Annotated in this window: 13 protein-coding genes; 4 read left to right on the top strand and 9 right to left on the bottom strand. The window is 43.9% G+C overall.

Going from position 1 to position 16,342, the window contains the following annotated elements; all coding sequences use genetic code 11:
• Positions 1-24 precede the first annotated feature (24 nt).
• The 8 genes from AACH28_RS09855 to AACH28_RS09890 form a co-directional block, all read right to left on the bottom strand.
• A complete protein-coding gene (locus AACH28_RS09855) occupies positions 25-897 on the bottom strand; it encodes a phosphodiester glycosidase family protein (protein WP_070566350.1) in 873 nt (290 codons plus the stop codon).
• 5 nt (positions 898-902) lie between these two features.
• The gene (locus AACH28_RS09860) at positions 903-2,051 is read right to left on the bottom strand and encodes a YdcF family protein (protein WP_070566352.1); all 1,149 of its coding nucleotides are present in this window, start codon (positions 2,049-2,051) and stop codon (positions 903-905) included.
• A gap of 1 nt (position 2,052) precedes the next feature.
• Positions 2,053-3,750 carry a right-handed parallel beta-helix repeat-containing protein gene (locus tag AACH28_RS09865; RefSeq protein ID WP_341832832.1) on the bottom strand — a complete coding sequence of 566 codons (1,698 nt, stop codon included), beginning with the start codon at positions 3,748-3,750 and terminating at the stop codon, positions 2,053-2,055.
• Between the two features lie 25 nt (positions 3,751-3,775).
• Positions 3,776-4,702 (bottom strand): sugar phosphate isomerase/epimerase, encoded by a 927-nt coding sequence (locus AACH28_RS09870; RefSeq protein ID WP_115049872.1) that lies wholly within the window; start codon positions 4,700-4,702, stop codon positions 3,776-3,778.
• Position 4,703: 1 nt separating this feature from the next.
• Positions 4,704-6,485 carry a RagB/SusD family nutrient uptake outer membrane protein gene (locus AACH28_RS09875; RefSeq protein WP_341832833.1) on the bottom strand — a complete coding sequence of 594 codons (1,782 nt, stop codon included), beginning with the start codon at positions 6,483-6,485 and terminating at the stop codon, positions 4,704-4,706.
• Positions 6,486-6,505: 20 nt separating this feature from the next.
• Positions 6,506-10,048, bottom strand: a complete 3,543-nt coding sequence (locus AACH28_RS09880; RefSeq protein WP_341832834.1) for a TonB-dependent receptor — start codon at positions 10,046-10,048, stop codon at positions 6,506-6,508.
• A 189-nt stretch (positions 10,049-10,237) separates the two neighbouring features.
• Positions 10,238-11,449 (bottom strand): FecR domain-containing protein, encoded by a 1,212-nt coding sequence (locus AACH28_RS09885; protein WP_341832835.1) that lies wholly within the window; start codon positions 11,447-11,449, stop codon positions 10,238-10,240.
• A gap of 154 nt (positions 11,450-11,603) precedes the next feature.
• Entirely contained in the window at positions 11,604-12,179 is a 576-nt protein-coding gene (locus AACH28_RS09890) for a sigma-70 family RNA polymerase sigma factor (protein ID WP_341832836.1), read from the bottom strand.
• Between the two features lie 348 nt (positions 12,180-12,527).
• Here AACH28_RS09890 and AACH28_RS09895 point away from each other — a divergent pair, with 348 nt between their 5' ends.
• The 4 genes from AACH28_RS09895 to AACH28_RS09910 all read left to right on the top strand — a co-directional run bounded on the left by AACH28_RS09895 (position 12,528) and on the right by AACH28_RS09910 (position 15,398).
• Positions 12,528-12,869, top strand: a complete 342-nt coding sequence (locus AACH28_RS09895) for a hypothetical protein (RefSeq protein ID WP_341832837.1) — start codon at positions 12,528-12,530, stop codon at positions 12,867-12,869.
• A gap of 391 nt (positions 12,870-13,260) precedes the next feature.
• Positions 13,261-13,710 (top strand): hypothetical protein, encoded by a 450-nt coding sequence (locus tag AACH28_RS09900; protein WP_341832838.1) that lies wholly within the window; start codon positions 13,261-13,263, stop codon positions 13,708-13,710.
• On the top strand, positions 13,711-14,973 hold the full coding sequence (locus AACH28_RS09905) for a hypothetical protein (protein WP_341832839.1): 1,263 nt from the start codon (positions 13,711-13,713) through the stop codon (positions 14,971-14,973).
• Positions 14,974-15,029: 56 nt separating this feature from the next.
• Complete coding sequence (locus tag AACH28_RS09910) at positions 15,030-15,398, top strand: hypothetical protein (RefSeq protein ID WP_341832840.1); 369 nt, start codon at positions 15,030-15,032, stop codon at positions 15,396-15,398.
• On the opposite strand, the gene AACH28_RS09915 is transcribed toward AACH28_RS09910, so the two are convergent.
• The gene (locus tag AACH28_RS09915) at positions 15,388-16,281 is read right to left on the bottom strand and encodes an IS1595 family transposase (RefSeq protein ID WP_341831316.1); all 894 of its coding nucleotides are present in this window, start codon (positions 16,279-16,281) and stop codon (positions 15,388-15,390) included. The two genes, AACH28_RS09910 and AACH28_RS09915, sit on opposite strands and share 11 nt — an antisense overlap.
• Between the last annotated feature and the right edge of the window lie 61 nt (positions 16,282-16,342).

Raw genomic sequence — 16,342 nt, forward strand, 5'->3', positions numbered from 1 at the left:
CATCTACTTATAAAGGTATCGAATTTATTTCACTGTAAATACCGTAGCTACAGCGCGTTCACCTTCATGGTCAAACTTTCCATTATCTGAAGGATAGTTAACCACGCCTTCGCCCTTCACCCAAGCTGTGGAGGAACCGCCACCATCATAGTTTAACGCGGAAGTGCAGCCCAAGGCAGCCATTAACTCGCCCAGCTGGGGTATCGTCAGTCCCTGTGATTGTGATGAGCGGCCATCAATAACAGCTACAATAAGTTTATTGTCCTTGGTAAGCCCCACTGCTGTACGGGGATGTCTGCTGGTATTGAAATCTACATTCAACTGCTCCAGCACCTGACCATTCTGCATCAATAACGGGCCGCCAGCCAGTGCAGCGGTGGCGCTCAGCGTCCCCCAGCCTCCTGCGGGTTTCGGCACAATCTGATAGCTTTGCCCCGTAAAGGTAAATGCACCATTTTCACGGTAGCTATTAAATCCATTCACAGTCTGATTGATTACCTGGCCATCGTATTTGAAAAATACGGTTGATCCGCCTGTACTGGTATTAAAGTAACTGCCGTTAAATGCCACCAAAGCGCCCTTAGCCGTCGCGGCAGCACTTGTTTTTAGAAATCCGGTCTTCACATAGGGAATTTCCAGCTGCATGCCTTTCTTCAGATCGATCTCAAATACATTGACATATTGTTTGGATTCAAATATCCGTGGAAATTGGTAATATTTCCACAGCACACCGTCAGCAACCGTTTTTGTATTCCAAGCTGCCGTATTGATAATCTCCGCCAAGTTTTCTTCCTGGGGAATACTGTAGTCATAGGGCAGCTGCGTTCCGCCCTCATTTTTCTTGCATGAAATAACAAGAAAAAGCAGCAATAAGCTATATATAAAATTTCTTTTCATCTGTTTTACTTTATTTCGCCGATCCACTTTAATTTTAATGGAACCACTTTTTCAATTGTTTTCTGGTTAATAGTGTATACGGCCGATTCCATATTGCGGTAAAAGACGACCTTGTTTTCTGATGGCAGTAATCTTGCCGCACTTACGTTGCCCGTCCCCCAGCTATAGGGCCAGTTGGCAAAATAGTGTTGCGGCACAGTTTCCCGCTCATACTGAAAGGCCTTTCCTTTTCGCTCCGCCAATAGCACCTTGTCCTTTCCGATCAATACCAATGATTTTCCCTGGATATACCCTGTATTGATTTGGCTCCAGTTCAATGTGTCTGGCAGCGTCAGCCATTTCTGAATCGGTTGTTCATCCAGCACCTTAAAATCTTTTTTTGAAACTTTACGGCAATAGCCATCAAAGAGGATGTACCATACGACCACGTCGTCAATATATATCGGTGGATTAAACTCTGAACTCCCTTTCAGAAAAGGAAACAGCTTCTCCACTGGACTGACACTATAGCTTGTGTTAGCTACATCCGTTGTGTAGACCATATCCTGTGTGAGATAATAGGTGCTGTCTTTTTTTGTCCATACCGCTTCCGGTGTCAGCCAGGTGCCTTTTAACGTAAAAAGATGGTTGTCATCGTAAGCGTTAAATATTCCGCCATAATCAAGACGGTCTTCCTTTTTGGGCTGAATAGCACCTTCAATAAAAAATTTCGCTGTCACCCCATCGTATTTTTCCAGGCGTGCAGCAACAGCGATCGCATGCCAGTGGTTGGAAACAACATACACCGTATCTCCAGGCTGGATGATTCGCTCTCCAGCGTTATTTTTGAGGCGTCTGCTGAAAATATAATTCTGCACCGTCGTCTTGGAGTTTTCCTCCTTGAAGATCAATGCCGCAGGTACCCCCTTGCTGACCAATTGCAGCGCCATGGACGAAGCTTCACAAATCTTGGAACCGTGCGCACCACAACCTCCAGACACCACAATAGCATCCATCGGCCGGATATGGTAGAGCTGGGCAGCAACATCTACCCGCTGGGCCAATACCTCAGGATCGGCTGAACCCAATAATAGCAGGATATTCTTGTGCTCAGCAGCTCGGCTGTTGCCTAATAGAAGAAGGGTAAGGATAAATAAACAGCTTAATTGTTTCATCTTATTTCACTTTTGCACCCATCCAAGTAGAAGAGCGCGGGTTATTATTGATATCTTGTTGCATGCGACTATCGTCCAATGCCGGCTTATATTTCTTGGCAAGCTCCAGCAATCCGGATGAGCTTAAACCATAACTCATGGACGGATTTTCGGCACCGATGGGCAGGTAATCCGGATTCAGCATGGTCGCAGGTTCAAAGCTTAGCTTTGGAACAATGCTTCCATCAGCGCCATACACCGCCTTCGTAGCAACAGTGTGCTGGATTAATGGAACAACAGCAATGTTATCCGAATAAGCATCAACATCGCTTGAACTGCCCGCCTGAATATTGCCCGAAACGATTGAATTGATCAAAGTCAAGTTGTTGACATTGCTGCGGCGATAGACACCTCCGCCGGGACCAACAACGGCATTCTTGGTAATGGTTGTACTGATTACGTCTGCCTGACAGTTATCATACAGCATCAGTCCGCCACCGCCGTTGGCTGATGTACTTGAATTTTCAGCCAGCAGGCAATTAACAAATACCCCTTTTGATTTTTCACGCAGATAAACCCCTGCTCCATAGGATGTATTTGAATTGCCAACCACCTCACAATTATAGAGTGTAATAGCTGCATTTGGATAAGCGTGTAAGCCCCCTGCGGTGCCTTTGGCACTATTGTGATTAAACTGGCTATCGTAGGCAATCAGTGACCCATCGGCGATCCATAGTCCGCCACCGTTATTTCCGCTGTTGCTATTATTGTTGATGCGACAATTTTCCAACCTGAGCTGGGCACCTGAAAACGCATAGATGCCGGCAGCAAAACCTGCAGTTCCCTTATCTGCGGTCGCTTTATTATCAATCACCTCCACATTTTTGAGCAGAACCCTGGCCATACCAATTAACATACCGCCACCTTGGCCACGGCTGAATTTTACGTTATCGATCGTTGTACTGGCACTGCGGTCGGTGGCATTTCCCCCTTTGATGCTGATATTTTCCAGCATAACCTGATTTTCAGGATCCGGGGTTGCCGTCACTGTGACTGTGTGAAACACCGATTTTCCACTGGAAAGCTTCCCCTGAAAGATGGTTTTATACAAGGCCGGATTGGGCTGATCTCCAGGTTTGACATTGGCCGCGTATCCGCCTATTAGGCTGACATTTTTTGCGATCTCTATGGTTTTATCGGATTCCTCATTCACATCACCATTGCGAATGGTTCTAGTTGGAATATAGGTTCCCTCGGCCAAGAATAGGGTACTGCCTGTCGTTGCTTTTTCGAGTGCCTGATCGAGATCTGTAGCACTACTCCACGAACTGCCATCTCCCTTACCTGCGGGAGTCACATAAAAAACGGGCACTTTTCCGGATTCCTGCAAAATCAAGATCTCCTGCGATACATTATCGTTCAGCCTGAGCAGCAAAGTCGCCGAACGTTCATCCTCCGAATTTTTCGAAACAGAAAACCGGATCTTATTTTTCCCTTTGGGATACACCGTACTATCCAGTTTGATCCAGTCTTTGTCGCTACTGACGGTAATCGTTGCATTCGCCAAGATGTCCAACTGATAGGTATCGGCCCTACTGCCGACCTCCATATAATCCCGATCGACCAGGAGCCGCTGCTCAATTTCGATTTTATCTTTTTTACAGCTCTGTATGCCTAAGGCAGACAAAAGAACCATAAAAATATATAACGATTTTTTCATTATAATCAATGTTTTTTGAACCTACTTATTGTTTTGTGTTGCTATAAATCTGCTGCAGCTGACGGTAACATTCAATCAGCTGGGCTGTGGTTTCATAATGACACTCAAACATGAATACACCTTTATATTTAATTTTTTCCAGTGCGGCCAATATGGTATTCCAGTCATTCTGCCCTTTACCATTACAAGGCAGGTAGTGACTTTCCTTTGTTCCATCCCCATCCGCGACATGAAGCGTCTTGACGCGCGGTCCAAAAGCCAAAAGCAGCCGCTCGGGATGTGCAATATGGTTCATATCCACTGCAATGCCAACCTGATCAGGAAAGCGGGCAAAAAGTTCCTGACATTCTTCTACGGTCCGCAGTAGGGGTCGTTCCCGCTCCCCTACCGTCAGCGAAGGCCCGAGCATATTTTCGATGACGAGTTGAAGCCCTGCCCCCGATACCGCCGTGTACAACTCATTGACAGAACGTACCAGCTGCTCCTTGCGGGCCTCGCGTCTGTTGGGTTCGAGATAATAGGATGGGTGAAACAGAATCACCTGCGGATGAAGACGGTAAAGACCTTCCAGTAGCTGCAAATGCATTCGCATCACCTGCTGCCGCTGCTGTTCGTCCAGCGTAGAGATATCTATTTTGGCGGAAAAGGGCATATGGATAGACCATACCTTCACCGCAGCTTTTTTCAGTACAATGGCCAACGAATCGCATTTAAGCAACCATTCAGCCTGCGGGATTTTTAAACTGAGGTCTGCATTGACGAAGCTTCCGAGACCTGCAATCTCTATATAATCCATACCAGCTTCTTTGTCTGCTTTTAGCTTTTCAAATGCTATCTTCCGGATATCAAGAGAGTAGCCAACGGCATAATCAGGCCGATCCTGTTTTTGACAGTACGTATATCCAGGGATCAAAAGATAACAGAGGATCGAAATAAAAATAAGTTGTTTCATGTTATCTGTATAATTTCTCCCATTCAGGATTTTGTTTCAAATTTGGGTTTAACTTGATATCTTCGATTGGGATCGGTGCATAGTAATCACGTTTTTCATCAAACTTACCCCGTTGATAAAATGGATCAAGTGACCCCTTATTGGCATTCTGTGTATTCGAAACTGGGTCCCAAAGTGTCCGCTGATTGATATTGATCAAGGTGGTCACCGTACCCGGTGCACCCGATGTATTACCTGTATGGACATACACATCCGCCTTGCCATCTCCTGTAAAATCATAAGCTCCGATACCGGGAAAATAAACCCCGACAATAGGCTGATTCAGTTTGGATCCGGCTTTCCATCGCATTAAGTCATCCCAGCGCTGTCCTTCGTTGAACAATTCGATCCGTCTTTCGCGCCGTATTTCCAAAAGAACTCCCCTGAATGCACCAGCATCAACATTGGGATACACGGCCAGCAGATAGGGGTCAGGGTTAGCATTCGCTTCAGCGAGGGATAGCATCGGCATCCCCGCACGGCTACGCAACTTATTGACCGTCAAGTCAAGGTCGCTTTGACTGATCGTCCCAAGTTCGGCTTTTGCTTCGGCATTGATCAGCAGTGCCTCCGCATAACGGAATAAGATGACATCAAAATAGGAGGCCGATACGCCCCATTGCAATTTATCCGGCAATGCCTTGATCAGACGGTAGCCTGTCGTGGTGATCGTCAAGTTGACAGGCTCATTCGCTGTTTCGCCGTTAGCTCGGAAGTCTGGCCCCGCTGTTGTCTGTGTAAGCCTTGGATCTCTATTCTGCATTTCTTGATAGAATTCCATGGTCTTGTAACCTGTTCTATCGGTAAAGCGGCTCCCATCCTTCATCAGATAGCTATTGATCATATCTTTGGCGATCCCGTAGGCTCCCGAAGTTGCCGAGGTAAAGGAATAGCCAAGGCCATGCACACGCATGCCCAATTCAAAATCAATGGCAAGGATAGTCTCCACCTGATCCTGATTATTGCGGGCAAACAGATTCCGATAGGCTTGATCTGCTCCGCCCTGGCTGTACAAGGTATAGGCGCCAGAATTCATCAGTTCGGCCGATGCACTGACCGCCGCATTCAGGAACTTTTCATGTCCCGCGATCTGATGGTATTTTCTAAACGTTCCTTCAAAGAGCGCCACCCTTGCTTTCAGCAGCAGTGCCGTGTATTTAGTGATTAAGTTAAGCTGTTTTTCGGCTGGTATATTTTCGATTGCATAGTCCAGATCAGCCATAATGGAATCCATCACCAGCTGCCGTGAATCCCTGGCCTTGAAAAGATCGTCATCTTTGGCAGTCAGCACTTTTCCATACCAGGGCACGTCACCGAAAGTTTTCACCTTATCGTAATAAAAATTTGCTCTAAAAAAACGGGCTATGCCGCCGTATTTCTTTTGTGCCGCAGCGTCGGGCACTTTATGGTAGTTGGCCAAAAAATAATTGATCTTGCGCAACTGGCTCCAGGACCAACCGCCCGAACCACTTCCCACGGGGACAGTTCGATTGCCCTTGATCCGGTCGGCCACCGTAAGGGGGATCATATTGTCCGAACTCCCATCGTTTGTATACCAGGATTCATTGGGCAGAAAGGCGTAAAAATCATTGGTGGCAACCTCCAGATCCTTTGCTGTATTGAAAAAATAAGGTGCTTCTACCTGGTCCTCCGAAGGACGGTCCAAATAATCTTTCTGACAAGCTGCCAGCGATAGTAAGATCAACAGACCAAGTAGTTTATAGCTGTTTGTTGTAAGTTTCATTATCATTGCGTTGTCAAGTATTAAAGCGTAAGCATTAAACCAAAAGAATAGGTTTTACCCATAGGATAGTCCCGTAGCAGCCCCCGCTCCGAGGAGTCCGCAGGATCATTGGCGCTCGCAGGCGAATTATAATTGATCATTGCACCTGCCTGTTCGGGATCTATATACTTCGTCAGATTGCCAAAGTTCCAGGTCAACAGATTCTCGCCGCTGAAGTAAAAGCGTAGTTTTTCAACTTTATAGCGCCTTGTCCATTGCTGCGGCAACGTATAGCCCAACGTAAAATTTTTCATCCGCAGAAACCCAACATTGGTCAGGTAATAATCGTTCAGTTCGTATAGCGACCTTCCGCTCTGCAGGGAAGAGTATCCCCGATAGATCTGTGGATACCTGTTCCCCTTCTTCTCCGGGGTCCATGCATTATCTACCAGGTCTTTGCGTACAAAGGAAAGATATGGGCGCTGATAGGATCCCCAGTATAAATCCCCCGTCGGATACCAGTCCTGTTTGGCAACACCAGCAAAAGCCGCCGAGAGATCAAAATTATTCCAGGAAGCGCTCATATTGATACCAAATGGAAATTTCGGCATGGCATTGCCAATGGGTTTAATATCACCGTGGTTGGTAAGCGTATTGTCGCCTTTGTCGATACGGCCATCACCATTGAGATCGACATATTTCACATCGCCGCCGCGCAACATATTCCACTCACTATTTTGCGATACGCTCAGAATATCGTTATATACTTTCGAGAGGGACAATTGTGGATCCTGAAAACTATTCTGATAACTCAATGCTTCCGCATCGGACTGAAACTGTCCGTCGATATGGTATCCCCAGATCTGCCCCAGCACCTGTCCTTCGTAATAGGAGCTCAACAGGCCCTGCGGATTATTATATTTCGTGATAATCCCTTTAAAATTGGTGGTATTCACGGCGATGTTAAAGCGAAAGGGTGAACCGGCAAGGTCAAATTTGTCCTGGTAGCTTACCCCGACTTCAAAACCTTTATTACGCAAAGCAGCGTAGTTTTCTCGGGGTTCACTGGCACCAAATACTGCTGGAAGCGGCTGTCCCGGAAGATACATGCCTTCGACATCCTTTTGATACCAGTCAAAATTGATATTTAGCTTGTTCTGGATCAGTCCAAGATCAACACCGAAGTCAATGCTTTTGGTCCGTTCCCAGGTGACGACATTCGGCAACGGTGCCGGCGTACTTGCGCCGATAAGACGGGAGCCCCCATTTAGCCAAGCCAACTGCTGCACGGTCATCAATTCCTTAAAGGTATTGACCCCTACAGTCTGGTTGCCGAGCTTGCCATATGAAGCTCTGAGTTTTAAGCTGGGTATGCTGCCTTTGATCGATTCCCAAAACTGTTCCCGATCCAGCTGCCAGCCCAATGAAACTGAGGGGAAAAATCCCCATCGGCTCCCGCTTGGGAAGCGTGAAGAACCATCATACCGTGAATTTATTTCCAGCAGGTATTTATTGTCGTAGGCATAATTAAAACGGCCAAACACGCCCTGGATAGCCCAATTTTCAGCTGTTCCGCTCAGGCTGTACATGGAAGTTCCCAGCGCGAGATTGGATAGATCTTCGATAAGGAGATTGTCCATGGCACCAGCGATACGGTCCCGGTCAAAGGATTCCTGATTGTAGCCCACCAATAATTTGAACTGATGCTTTTGCGCTACATTTTTTTCGTAGGTCGCAAACAGGTTCATCGCATTATACTTGTCTTTCCAGCGATATTCTGTCAGACGGTTGAGCCCTGCAGTTGTATAATTGAGTTTGTTGCCCGAATAGTAACTGAACGGGTTGAGGCGTGTGCTCCGTGAAAAGTTTTCGATGCGGTTGCTATAATCAAAATTTACCTGTAGGCCTTTCAGTGGCTTAAGCAGGACACGAAAAGTATTTGTAAATTCTTCACTATTGCGCACCTCCCAGCTTTTTCCCGACTCCAGTCCTGCATTAGCTCCCTGACCGCCAGTACCCACACCGATATCCGTTGGAATACCGTCAACAAAATTGGGGTAAAAAGGCATCAGATTATACCAGGTGGTTGTACTCCAAAGTCCCCCCAGACCATTGGTATACCCCCCATATTCTTTATCCTTTTCGTTGATAAACTGCGTATTGTTCGAAATTTCCAACCAACTGTTGGGCGTGAATACCAGATTGGATTTCATATTCTGGCGGTCCATATCCGCATCGTCATTGATATTGTTGATTGTTTCCCTTTTGAATACACGTCCGGAGAGATAGGCTTTCAACTTTTCACTACCACCTGAAATGGCGATATTATGGAAATTGGAGGGCTGATATTTTTTAAATAGGTAATCCCACCAGTTGGTCTTATAGAAAAATTTATAGGTTCCGTCTGCCTGCTTCTCATGAAAGGGCGCAATCTCACCTGCAGCCACCATTTTGATCGCTTCCCAGTCCATTGGATTGTAGCGTGTATAGGAACTACCGTTATAGCCATACAGTGCGGCATCTACTGTTTTCCCGTAGACATAAGGATCGGAGATATAATCGGTACGGGAGGCCGGTGTAGTCCAGGCGAAATTATTGACATAATCCACCTTCACGGTTCCTGCCTTTCCTTTTTTCGTGGTCACCAAGATAACACCAAAAGCACCACGGGCTCCATAAATGGCCGCGGACGCAGCATCTTTCAGGACGGAAACACTTTCAATATCGTTGGGATTAACCCGTGTGATATTCCCTTCGATCCCGTCGATCAATACCAGCGGGCCGCCCTCATTGATGGAATTGAATCCCCGCACATTGATATCAGGTGTTTTGGATGGATCGCCGTTATTGAGCTGTATATTCAAGCCCGGCATAAGCCCCTGGAGCGTACCTGCTATATTGGCACTTGGACGCAACGCGATATCATCGGCATTGACCTGTGATACGGCACCCGTCAGGTTGGCTTTTTTCTGCACACCATAGCCCACGACGACCACTTCTTCCATCGCATTGATGGCCGGCTTCATGGTCACACGCAATGTTGACTGCTGTGCCAGCGCTATTTCCAGCGGCTGATAGCCAACCATAGTAAATACAAGTATGGCATCAGGGCTGCTGACCTGGATCTGAAAACTGCCATCCTCCCGGCTGAGGGTTTTCTCCTTTTTGCCTTTTTCGCTGACCGTAACATTGTCCAAGGGTCGACCCTGATCGTCTTTGACCACTCCGTTGACCGGGTATAGCTGCGGAGCCTCCGTAACCGAGGTTTGGCGAACAGCCTGATCCGTTCTTTTGTTCAAGACAATATTTTTATCCGCTTTGACATAAGATAACTGCAGCTTTGTCAACAGATCTTTCAGGGCTTCTTCAAAAGCGATATTGTGGTAGCTGACGCTGATACGGTCGTCTTTTGCGATCAGCGATTCGTTGTAAAAAATGTTGTATCCGCTTTGCTTCTGCAGTTCTTTCAAAACAGCACTCACCTTCACATTGTTCCGCTTCAGATTGACGGTCTGGCCAAAAGAAAATGCGTGCAGCTGTAAATTGGCTGCGAATAAGAGAGGAATTGCTAATGACAATTTCATAGAAATTGGTATTTTCTGGGATCTTACCTGACATAATAGGGTCGGTCCGATCAATTTTTTTTTATTAAATTGCATTCGGTTGAGATAAAATTTAACGGTTTTACTATTCATCCATGTCGAGAAAAAGACAAAACTTTCAGGGGCGTTGGCGCGCTCCTGATTGTTATATATGCTATCTTCTCATCAGCGTTAGTTTAGCACATATATCCTCCTTCCTTTACGTTCGAAATGTACGCCACCGGCGAAAGCAATTGTTTTCAACAGTTTATCGATATTTTCATAGCGGGAGATAGTCCCCGAGAAGTGCTGTCCCTGCAGCTTGTCTCCGTAACTGATCTCGACATCATACCAGCGTGCAACCTCGTCCATGACCGTTTGAATGGATGCATTATCAAAAGCGAAATTTCCATTTTTCCAGGCGAGACTATAGAAGGGATCTACTTGCTCCTTTTTCACACTGGTACGGCTTTTATCGAAAACGACCTGATCATTGGGCGCAAGGAGTTGTTCTTTCAAGGCAGCATCGGCAAAAGAGAGCTTGACTTTACCTTCCACCAAGGTGGTAACGATGTGATCACCAAAGCTCTTGATGTTAAAATGTGTTCCAAGGACCTCGAGCCTCTGTGCTCCACTTTGCACGATAAAAGGTACCCGTTTGCCTTTATTGTCCATTTTAGCCACTTCAAAATAGGCTTCACCTTCGAGCTGCACCGACCGCAACTTCGCATCAAATTTTACAGGATATTTGATCTTACTGCCTGCATTGAGCTGCACAAGACTTCCGTCGGCCATCTTTAATGTATACTCTCCACCTCTAGGGGTTACGACCGTATTGTAGACGATGTTATTTGTTGGTGACAACATGTCTTTGAGCTTATAACTGATTTGACCTTTATTATCTTTGGTGATCAAATATTCGCCTTGGTCAAGGACTGTATCCGCATGGAGCAAACTGAGGTCGATCTGTTTTCCATCTTCAAGAATGATCATGGCTTTATCAGAGCCCGGTACGATCGACACATTAGACAGCTGCTCCTTCGGTGGCGTATCCACGGTATAAAAGTTGTAGTAGCCCCATAGCACTGCACCGCAGAACGCCAGAAAGACTGCCGCGACCTGCCACCAACTCCTCCTGAAATTAAAATGTCCGTCTGTAGTCTTTTGGTGAGCAGATGCCGCTGTTGCAATTCGGGGATCAGCCAGTATATTTTCCAACATCCGATGTGGATCAGGGTATGCTGCAGGATGTGCGGGATACGAATTCTCCCGCCAGACTTTCTCCCAAGCCTGAAGAAATACGGGATCATCCATTAATTCCTGAAGAAGTTCCTGTTCTTCTTTACTGGCTTGATCAGCAAGATATTTACGTATTAATTGGCAGTATTGTTCAATTTGGTTCATTCCTTTGGATCGATTTCAACTACATAATCGCGCGAACTCGAAAAAAGTACCAATAGAAAAATATTTTTTTTTCGGATTTTAGGTAACCTACTTTTTTTGCCCCCCTGAGATGGCTAATTACAACTACAGAAAAAGAGGTGGCAACCCGAGTTGCTTAGAAAAAAAAGATGGACAGGATTTTATCCAGCTTGAACCGGACAAACTTCGAGGCTAGACTAAGATGATTGCGTACCGTATTTTTGGAGAGGCCTTCCTCATCGGCAATTTCCTGATAAGATTGATCCTCAAACTTGTTCCGTCGGTAAATTGCCTGCTGCTGTGGCGGCAATTGTTCAATAATGGATTCCAGGATGACCTGCAGTTCTTTGCCTTCCAGTTCATCCTGCAGCGAAAAGGAATTTTCAGACCAAGTGTGCTGAAGCGACTGCAGATAGTTAGACCGGACCAGCGATTTACGGAAATTGGATATGGCCATTCTTTTTGAAATAGCAAATAGAAAGGGGAAAATGGCTTCCGGACCGGAAAGCTGCATCCTCTTTAAATAAAATTCAATAAAAACTTCCTGTGTAACTTCCTCCGCATCACTATCACTTTTACAGAGCTGCCTCACTTTAAAATAGATAATTGGCTGGTAATAATTAAACACAATACCAAAAATAGACTGATCTCCAGCTTGTAATAAGAGAAAATCATCCATTGATATGGAAATATGGTTCAGTCCAGCTATCATGAATTCGGTATATTTAATTGATGCAAATTAACCTAACAGATGTTAATTTCATATAAAATTAACATTAATATCCATAATTACGAGCTCAGTCGCCTTATAAAAAAACAGAGCTGTCCAAGTAGATTGGATCGCTATTATTACATGAAGTAAGGCTATTGAAGTTACTTGACCAACTAGCTCTCGATTTTACCGGATAAACTAATATCGAATAAGTCAGCGCGAATAATAGATCAACCCTCGCGAATACCAATCGTTTACGTCAGTCAATTTCCATGTCCTTATTTTTATTAATAGATAATTACAACATGCTCAAAAGGCATATATGGTTTAACAAAAAAACTTAAAACAATGAAAAAGTTATTGATGAGTCTGATAGCCGTAGCTGCGCTATCGACAGCGGCTTTTGCAGGCACGGAGACAAAAGCACCAAAAGAAAATGCAGAAGTAAAAACAAGTACTTCCGCAGCAACTGAAAACACAAACAAAGTTGAAGTTGCCGAATTAACAAAGGAAAACAATGCAAAGTTTTTAACAAAGTGTGTTTATACGCTAACTGTCTACAATAGTAGTGGCCAAGTGATTGACACTTTCACTTCGCAAACCTATGTCGAAAATTCCTGTTCAGGATTCATCGACAACTGCAGAACAATTTACAGACATATGCTTGCCCATGGTGAATTAGGAATATAGTCTGCAAATTATATTTCATTCGAATTATAATTGCTAAAACATAGCGGGGCTTAGGCCTCGCTTTTTCTTACCCAACTATCCTATAAAAATAACGTTCATTCTTTCATCACTCAACTTTCTTTCGGAATATGTTAATCGGCAACAATCAATAATTCAAACAACAGATATCGTTTGAAGACTTTTAATAGCACAATTTGAATGTAATCCGATGTTTTGTTATCTGAGAAATTTATTGAAGAAAAAAATCATCAATTAAACAATTAACAAAATAAATATTTACACAGGATTTCATTGTTTAGCTACGCTAAAAAACATTTATGAAAGAAAATATAGCCATAAAAGAAAGAAAAATAATTATATCTTTGGCTACTTATTAGCCAAGTAAAAAGAAATGAAAAGTACTCTTGTTAGCGGGTTCAACCAATTGCAATGGAAAACACTCAGTCTGTATTTTCTAGCTTTAATGATTTGCTTTAGCTGTAAAAAGACTGAACAAACCACTCCTATAGTAGATAATCCCTTAAAATTGGAAACCATCGGAGTTGATGCGGCAAACAAAAAGACCATCGTTTTTGCAGGACGTGTATTGTATCTCAATAGTGAAAAAATAAAAGACCACGGATTTTTACTAAAATCAGGTTTCGGAGCTTCGTCAACTGAAAAAAAATATGCCTTAGGTGATGCTGTTCAAATTGGGAAAGTACAAACTAAGATTGAAACGCCAGCTGAAGTCCTAGAAACTGGTGTGGGAACGTATCGATTTTACATAGAAACCGATAAAAACACCTATTTCGGAGAAACTGTCCGGTTTCAGCTAGCAAATTTCCTTGTAGATTATTAAATGGGCTTAAGTGCAACTGCGGGCGAAACAATTACAGTAAATGGTGATTTTAAGGATTTCAACAAGGAAAGCTATAAACTTAGCTACGACTTCAACAACCCTAAAGAGGTTGCTTATAACATCGACGCCACCAAGAGGAAAATTACGTTCGCTGTACCAGCTGGTTACCGTCATGGTGTAGATCTCAGCTTCTCTCTAACTCCTATCCAACCCGAAACAAACTTTAGTAGCAGTATCGGTCTTGCATCTGTCAGGATATTGGGTACACTAGCTCCTCCCACGTCATATAACTATAATTATGACGATTACCTGCGCCTATCGGGAACTGGACTTCCTCCAGATCGTCCTTCATCATTTTACGTTATTATCGGCGACAAGCTTTTCCCCTACTCTCAGGAACTATTGCTAAGCGATATGATTTATGATCAACCCAAAACAGCCTACCGCATAGGGTATTATAATGGCCGGGATACAGTCATCTTCGATAAGAAAATTACCCTTAACATTCCAAAACCGACAGATTTGTCCATCCGTCAGTCTCATGTTCATCCGGGAAGGTCGATTTCCGTAACGGGTATTATCCCGTATAAATATAGCTTCATGCCTGTAATGAGCGTAGGCGGTAAAAGTGCCCGGTATAGTTGGACCTGGAACGGCGATTATAAAATAACTATCGGAGATATCCCGGATGGAAGTTATCCATTTATTATGGAAGGCCCTTTTGCCAAATTTGAAAGTAAAGAAAAAATTGTTGTTCAATCGTTAAAAGTAACTGATGCGGGTTCATCAAAGGGCTATTATGGTACTTCAGTAAAAATACTGGGTAATTTCATCCGCGGTGACGAGTATATTGCAAGACTAGGGGATCAGGGGGACCAAAATTTGCAGGTCGCCAATGGTAGCGCCGTACTCGAAATCCCGAATATTAAGCCTGGTAAAGTAAAGATCACCGTGTTATACAATGACGACCATGGCAAGCAGCATACTGTCCCTACCGACCATCAGATTGAAGTACTCGCTCCTATCTTTGACGATTTTTATCCAAAATCGGGTAAGCCTGGCGACGTCATCACATTAAAAGGTAAAGGACTGGGCTACTGCGCAATTTACATGGGTGACGTTAGGTTAATCTCCGTAGGTGGTACAGTAGACGAACCGCAGGTTTTTATACCAAGGAATATTTTCTTCAAAGGAAAAGTACGCATCAGTGCACAATACCAAAGTGATTGGATCGAATGCAAGGAGACATTTGAATTATTATAATCGAAAAATTTATGAAAATGTATACAGTGGGGGTAACAAAATTAATAATATCAATTTTGATATTATTTTGCCTATTCATCTCCTGCAAGAAGGAAAATAAGACGGAGGCTCCGACCAACATCACGGTAAGCGCCATCACGGGAAGCTTTGAAAAAATGACCCAATCGTCGATTGTCCTCCATGGGGCCGTAGGCGATGTAACCATGCTCCCTAATATTATAGAATACGGTTTTGTTTTGAGTACAAATGGAAATACAGGATATGCAAAGCCCGAATCCGAAATTGTATTGGGTAAAAAGTTATCCGAAAAAGATGTTGTTTTCACCTATAAACCTGAAGACAATTTTGACATGAATACGATCTATACCTATGCGTTCTATGTCAAGACCAAAAATGGCTTTTTGACCTATTCCTTTAAGCAATAATCATATTATATTGTTCTGGTTTATGGCAGATCATCCGATATACTAGGTTGTCAAAAATATTCCCTTTCATAAAACTTCTGTTGAATCGATAGGTATATTCATTAATATATTCCTGTAGATCTCCAACGTGATGGTACATTCCTCTCAACCAGCTTTTAAAGGTCATGATAACCCTGTGTAGTTCTGGGAAGTTCTCACCTTTCTTACCAGATTTGACACGCTCCATATTTTCGAAATCTTTCAATATCGGCTTATAACCTGTCCATTTGTCGGTGGTCACCTTAGCCTGTGGCTCTATGTTTTGCTTCATGAAGCTACCTAAGTTGATCGCATCGGCTTTGTCTATCACCTTGGCGTAAAAGCGCGAAACTCCGTTGCCTTTCTTTTCTATAGCAACCACCACAAGCTTCTTCTTTCCTTTTTTACGTCCTTTGGAATTTTCATCCTGACCGCCAACAAATGTTTCGTCAACTTCCACAACTCCACGCAAAGGAAATTTACCGCTGCTCTCCATCGCTTTCATCTCTTTGCGTTTGAATAACCATGCTACTTTTTGCTTGATCCCTAACTTCCTGCCAAGCTCGGTACTGGCAATACCCTTTTTGTTTGTACTTATGAAGTATACTGCGTAAAAGGCTTTAACTAAAGGAAACTTAACCTTATGGAATAGGGTGCCTGCTGTAGGAGATTCCAAATAACGGCAGCGATTGCACTGACGGTCATGCTCTTTTATTCCCTTGCAAAAACTCCCGTAACCACATTTCTTACATTTGTAACCATCTTGCCATTTCAAAGCCGATAAATAAGCTAAACAATCAGCATCACTGCTAAATTGCGACTGAAAATCGAACAAACTCAACTCTTTTTCTTTATTGCCTACCATACCTAAATTTAATCACCTAAAGATAAGAAAACTAAATTATTTAGCAAAAGGATAGGTCAAA

It is taken from the genome of Sphingobacterium thalpophilum (assembly GCF_038396785.1).
Lineage (GTDB): Bacteria > Bacteroidota > Bacteroidia > Sphingobacteriales > Sphingobacteriaceae > Sphingobacterium > Sphingobacterium thalpophilum_A.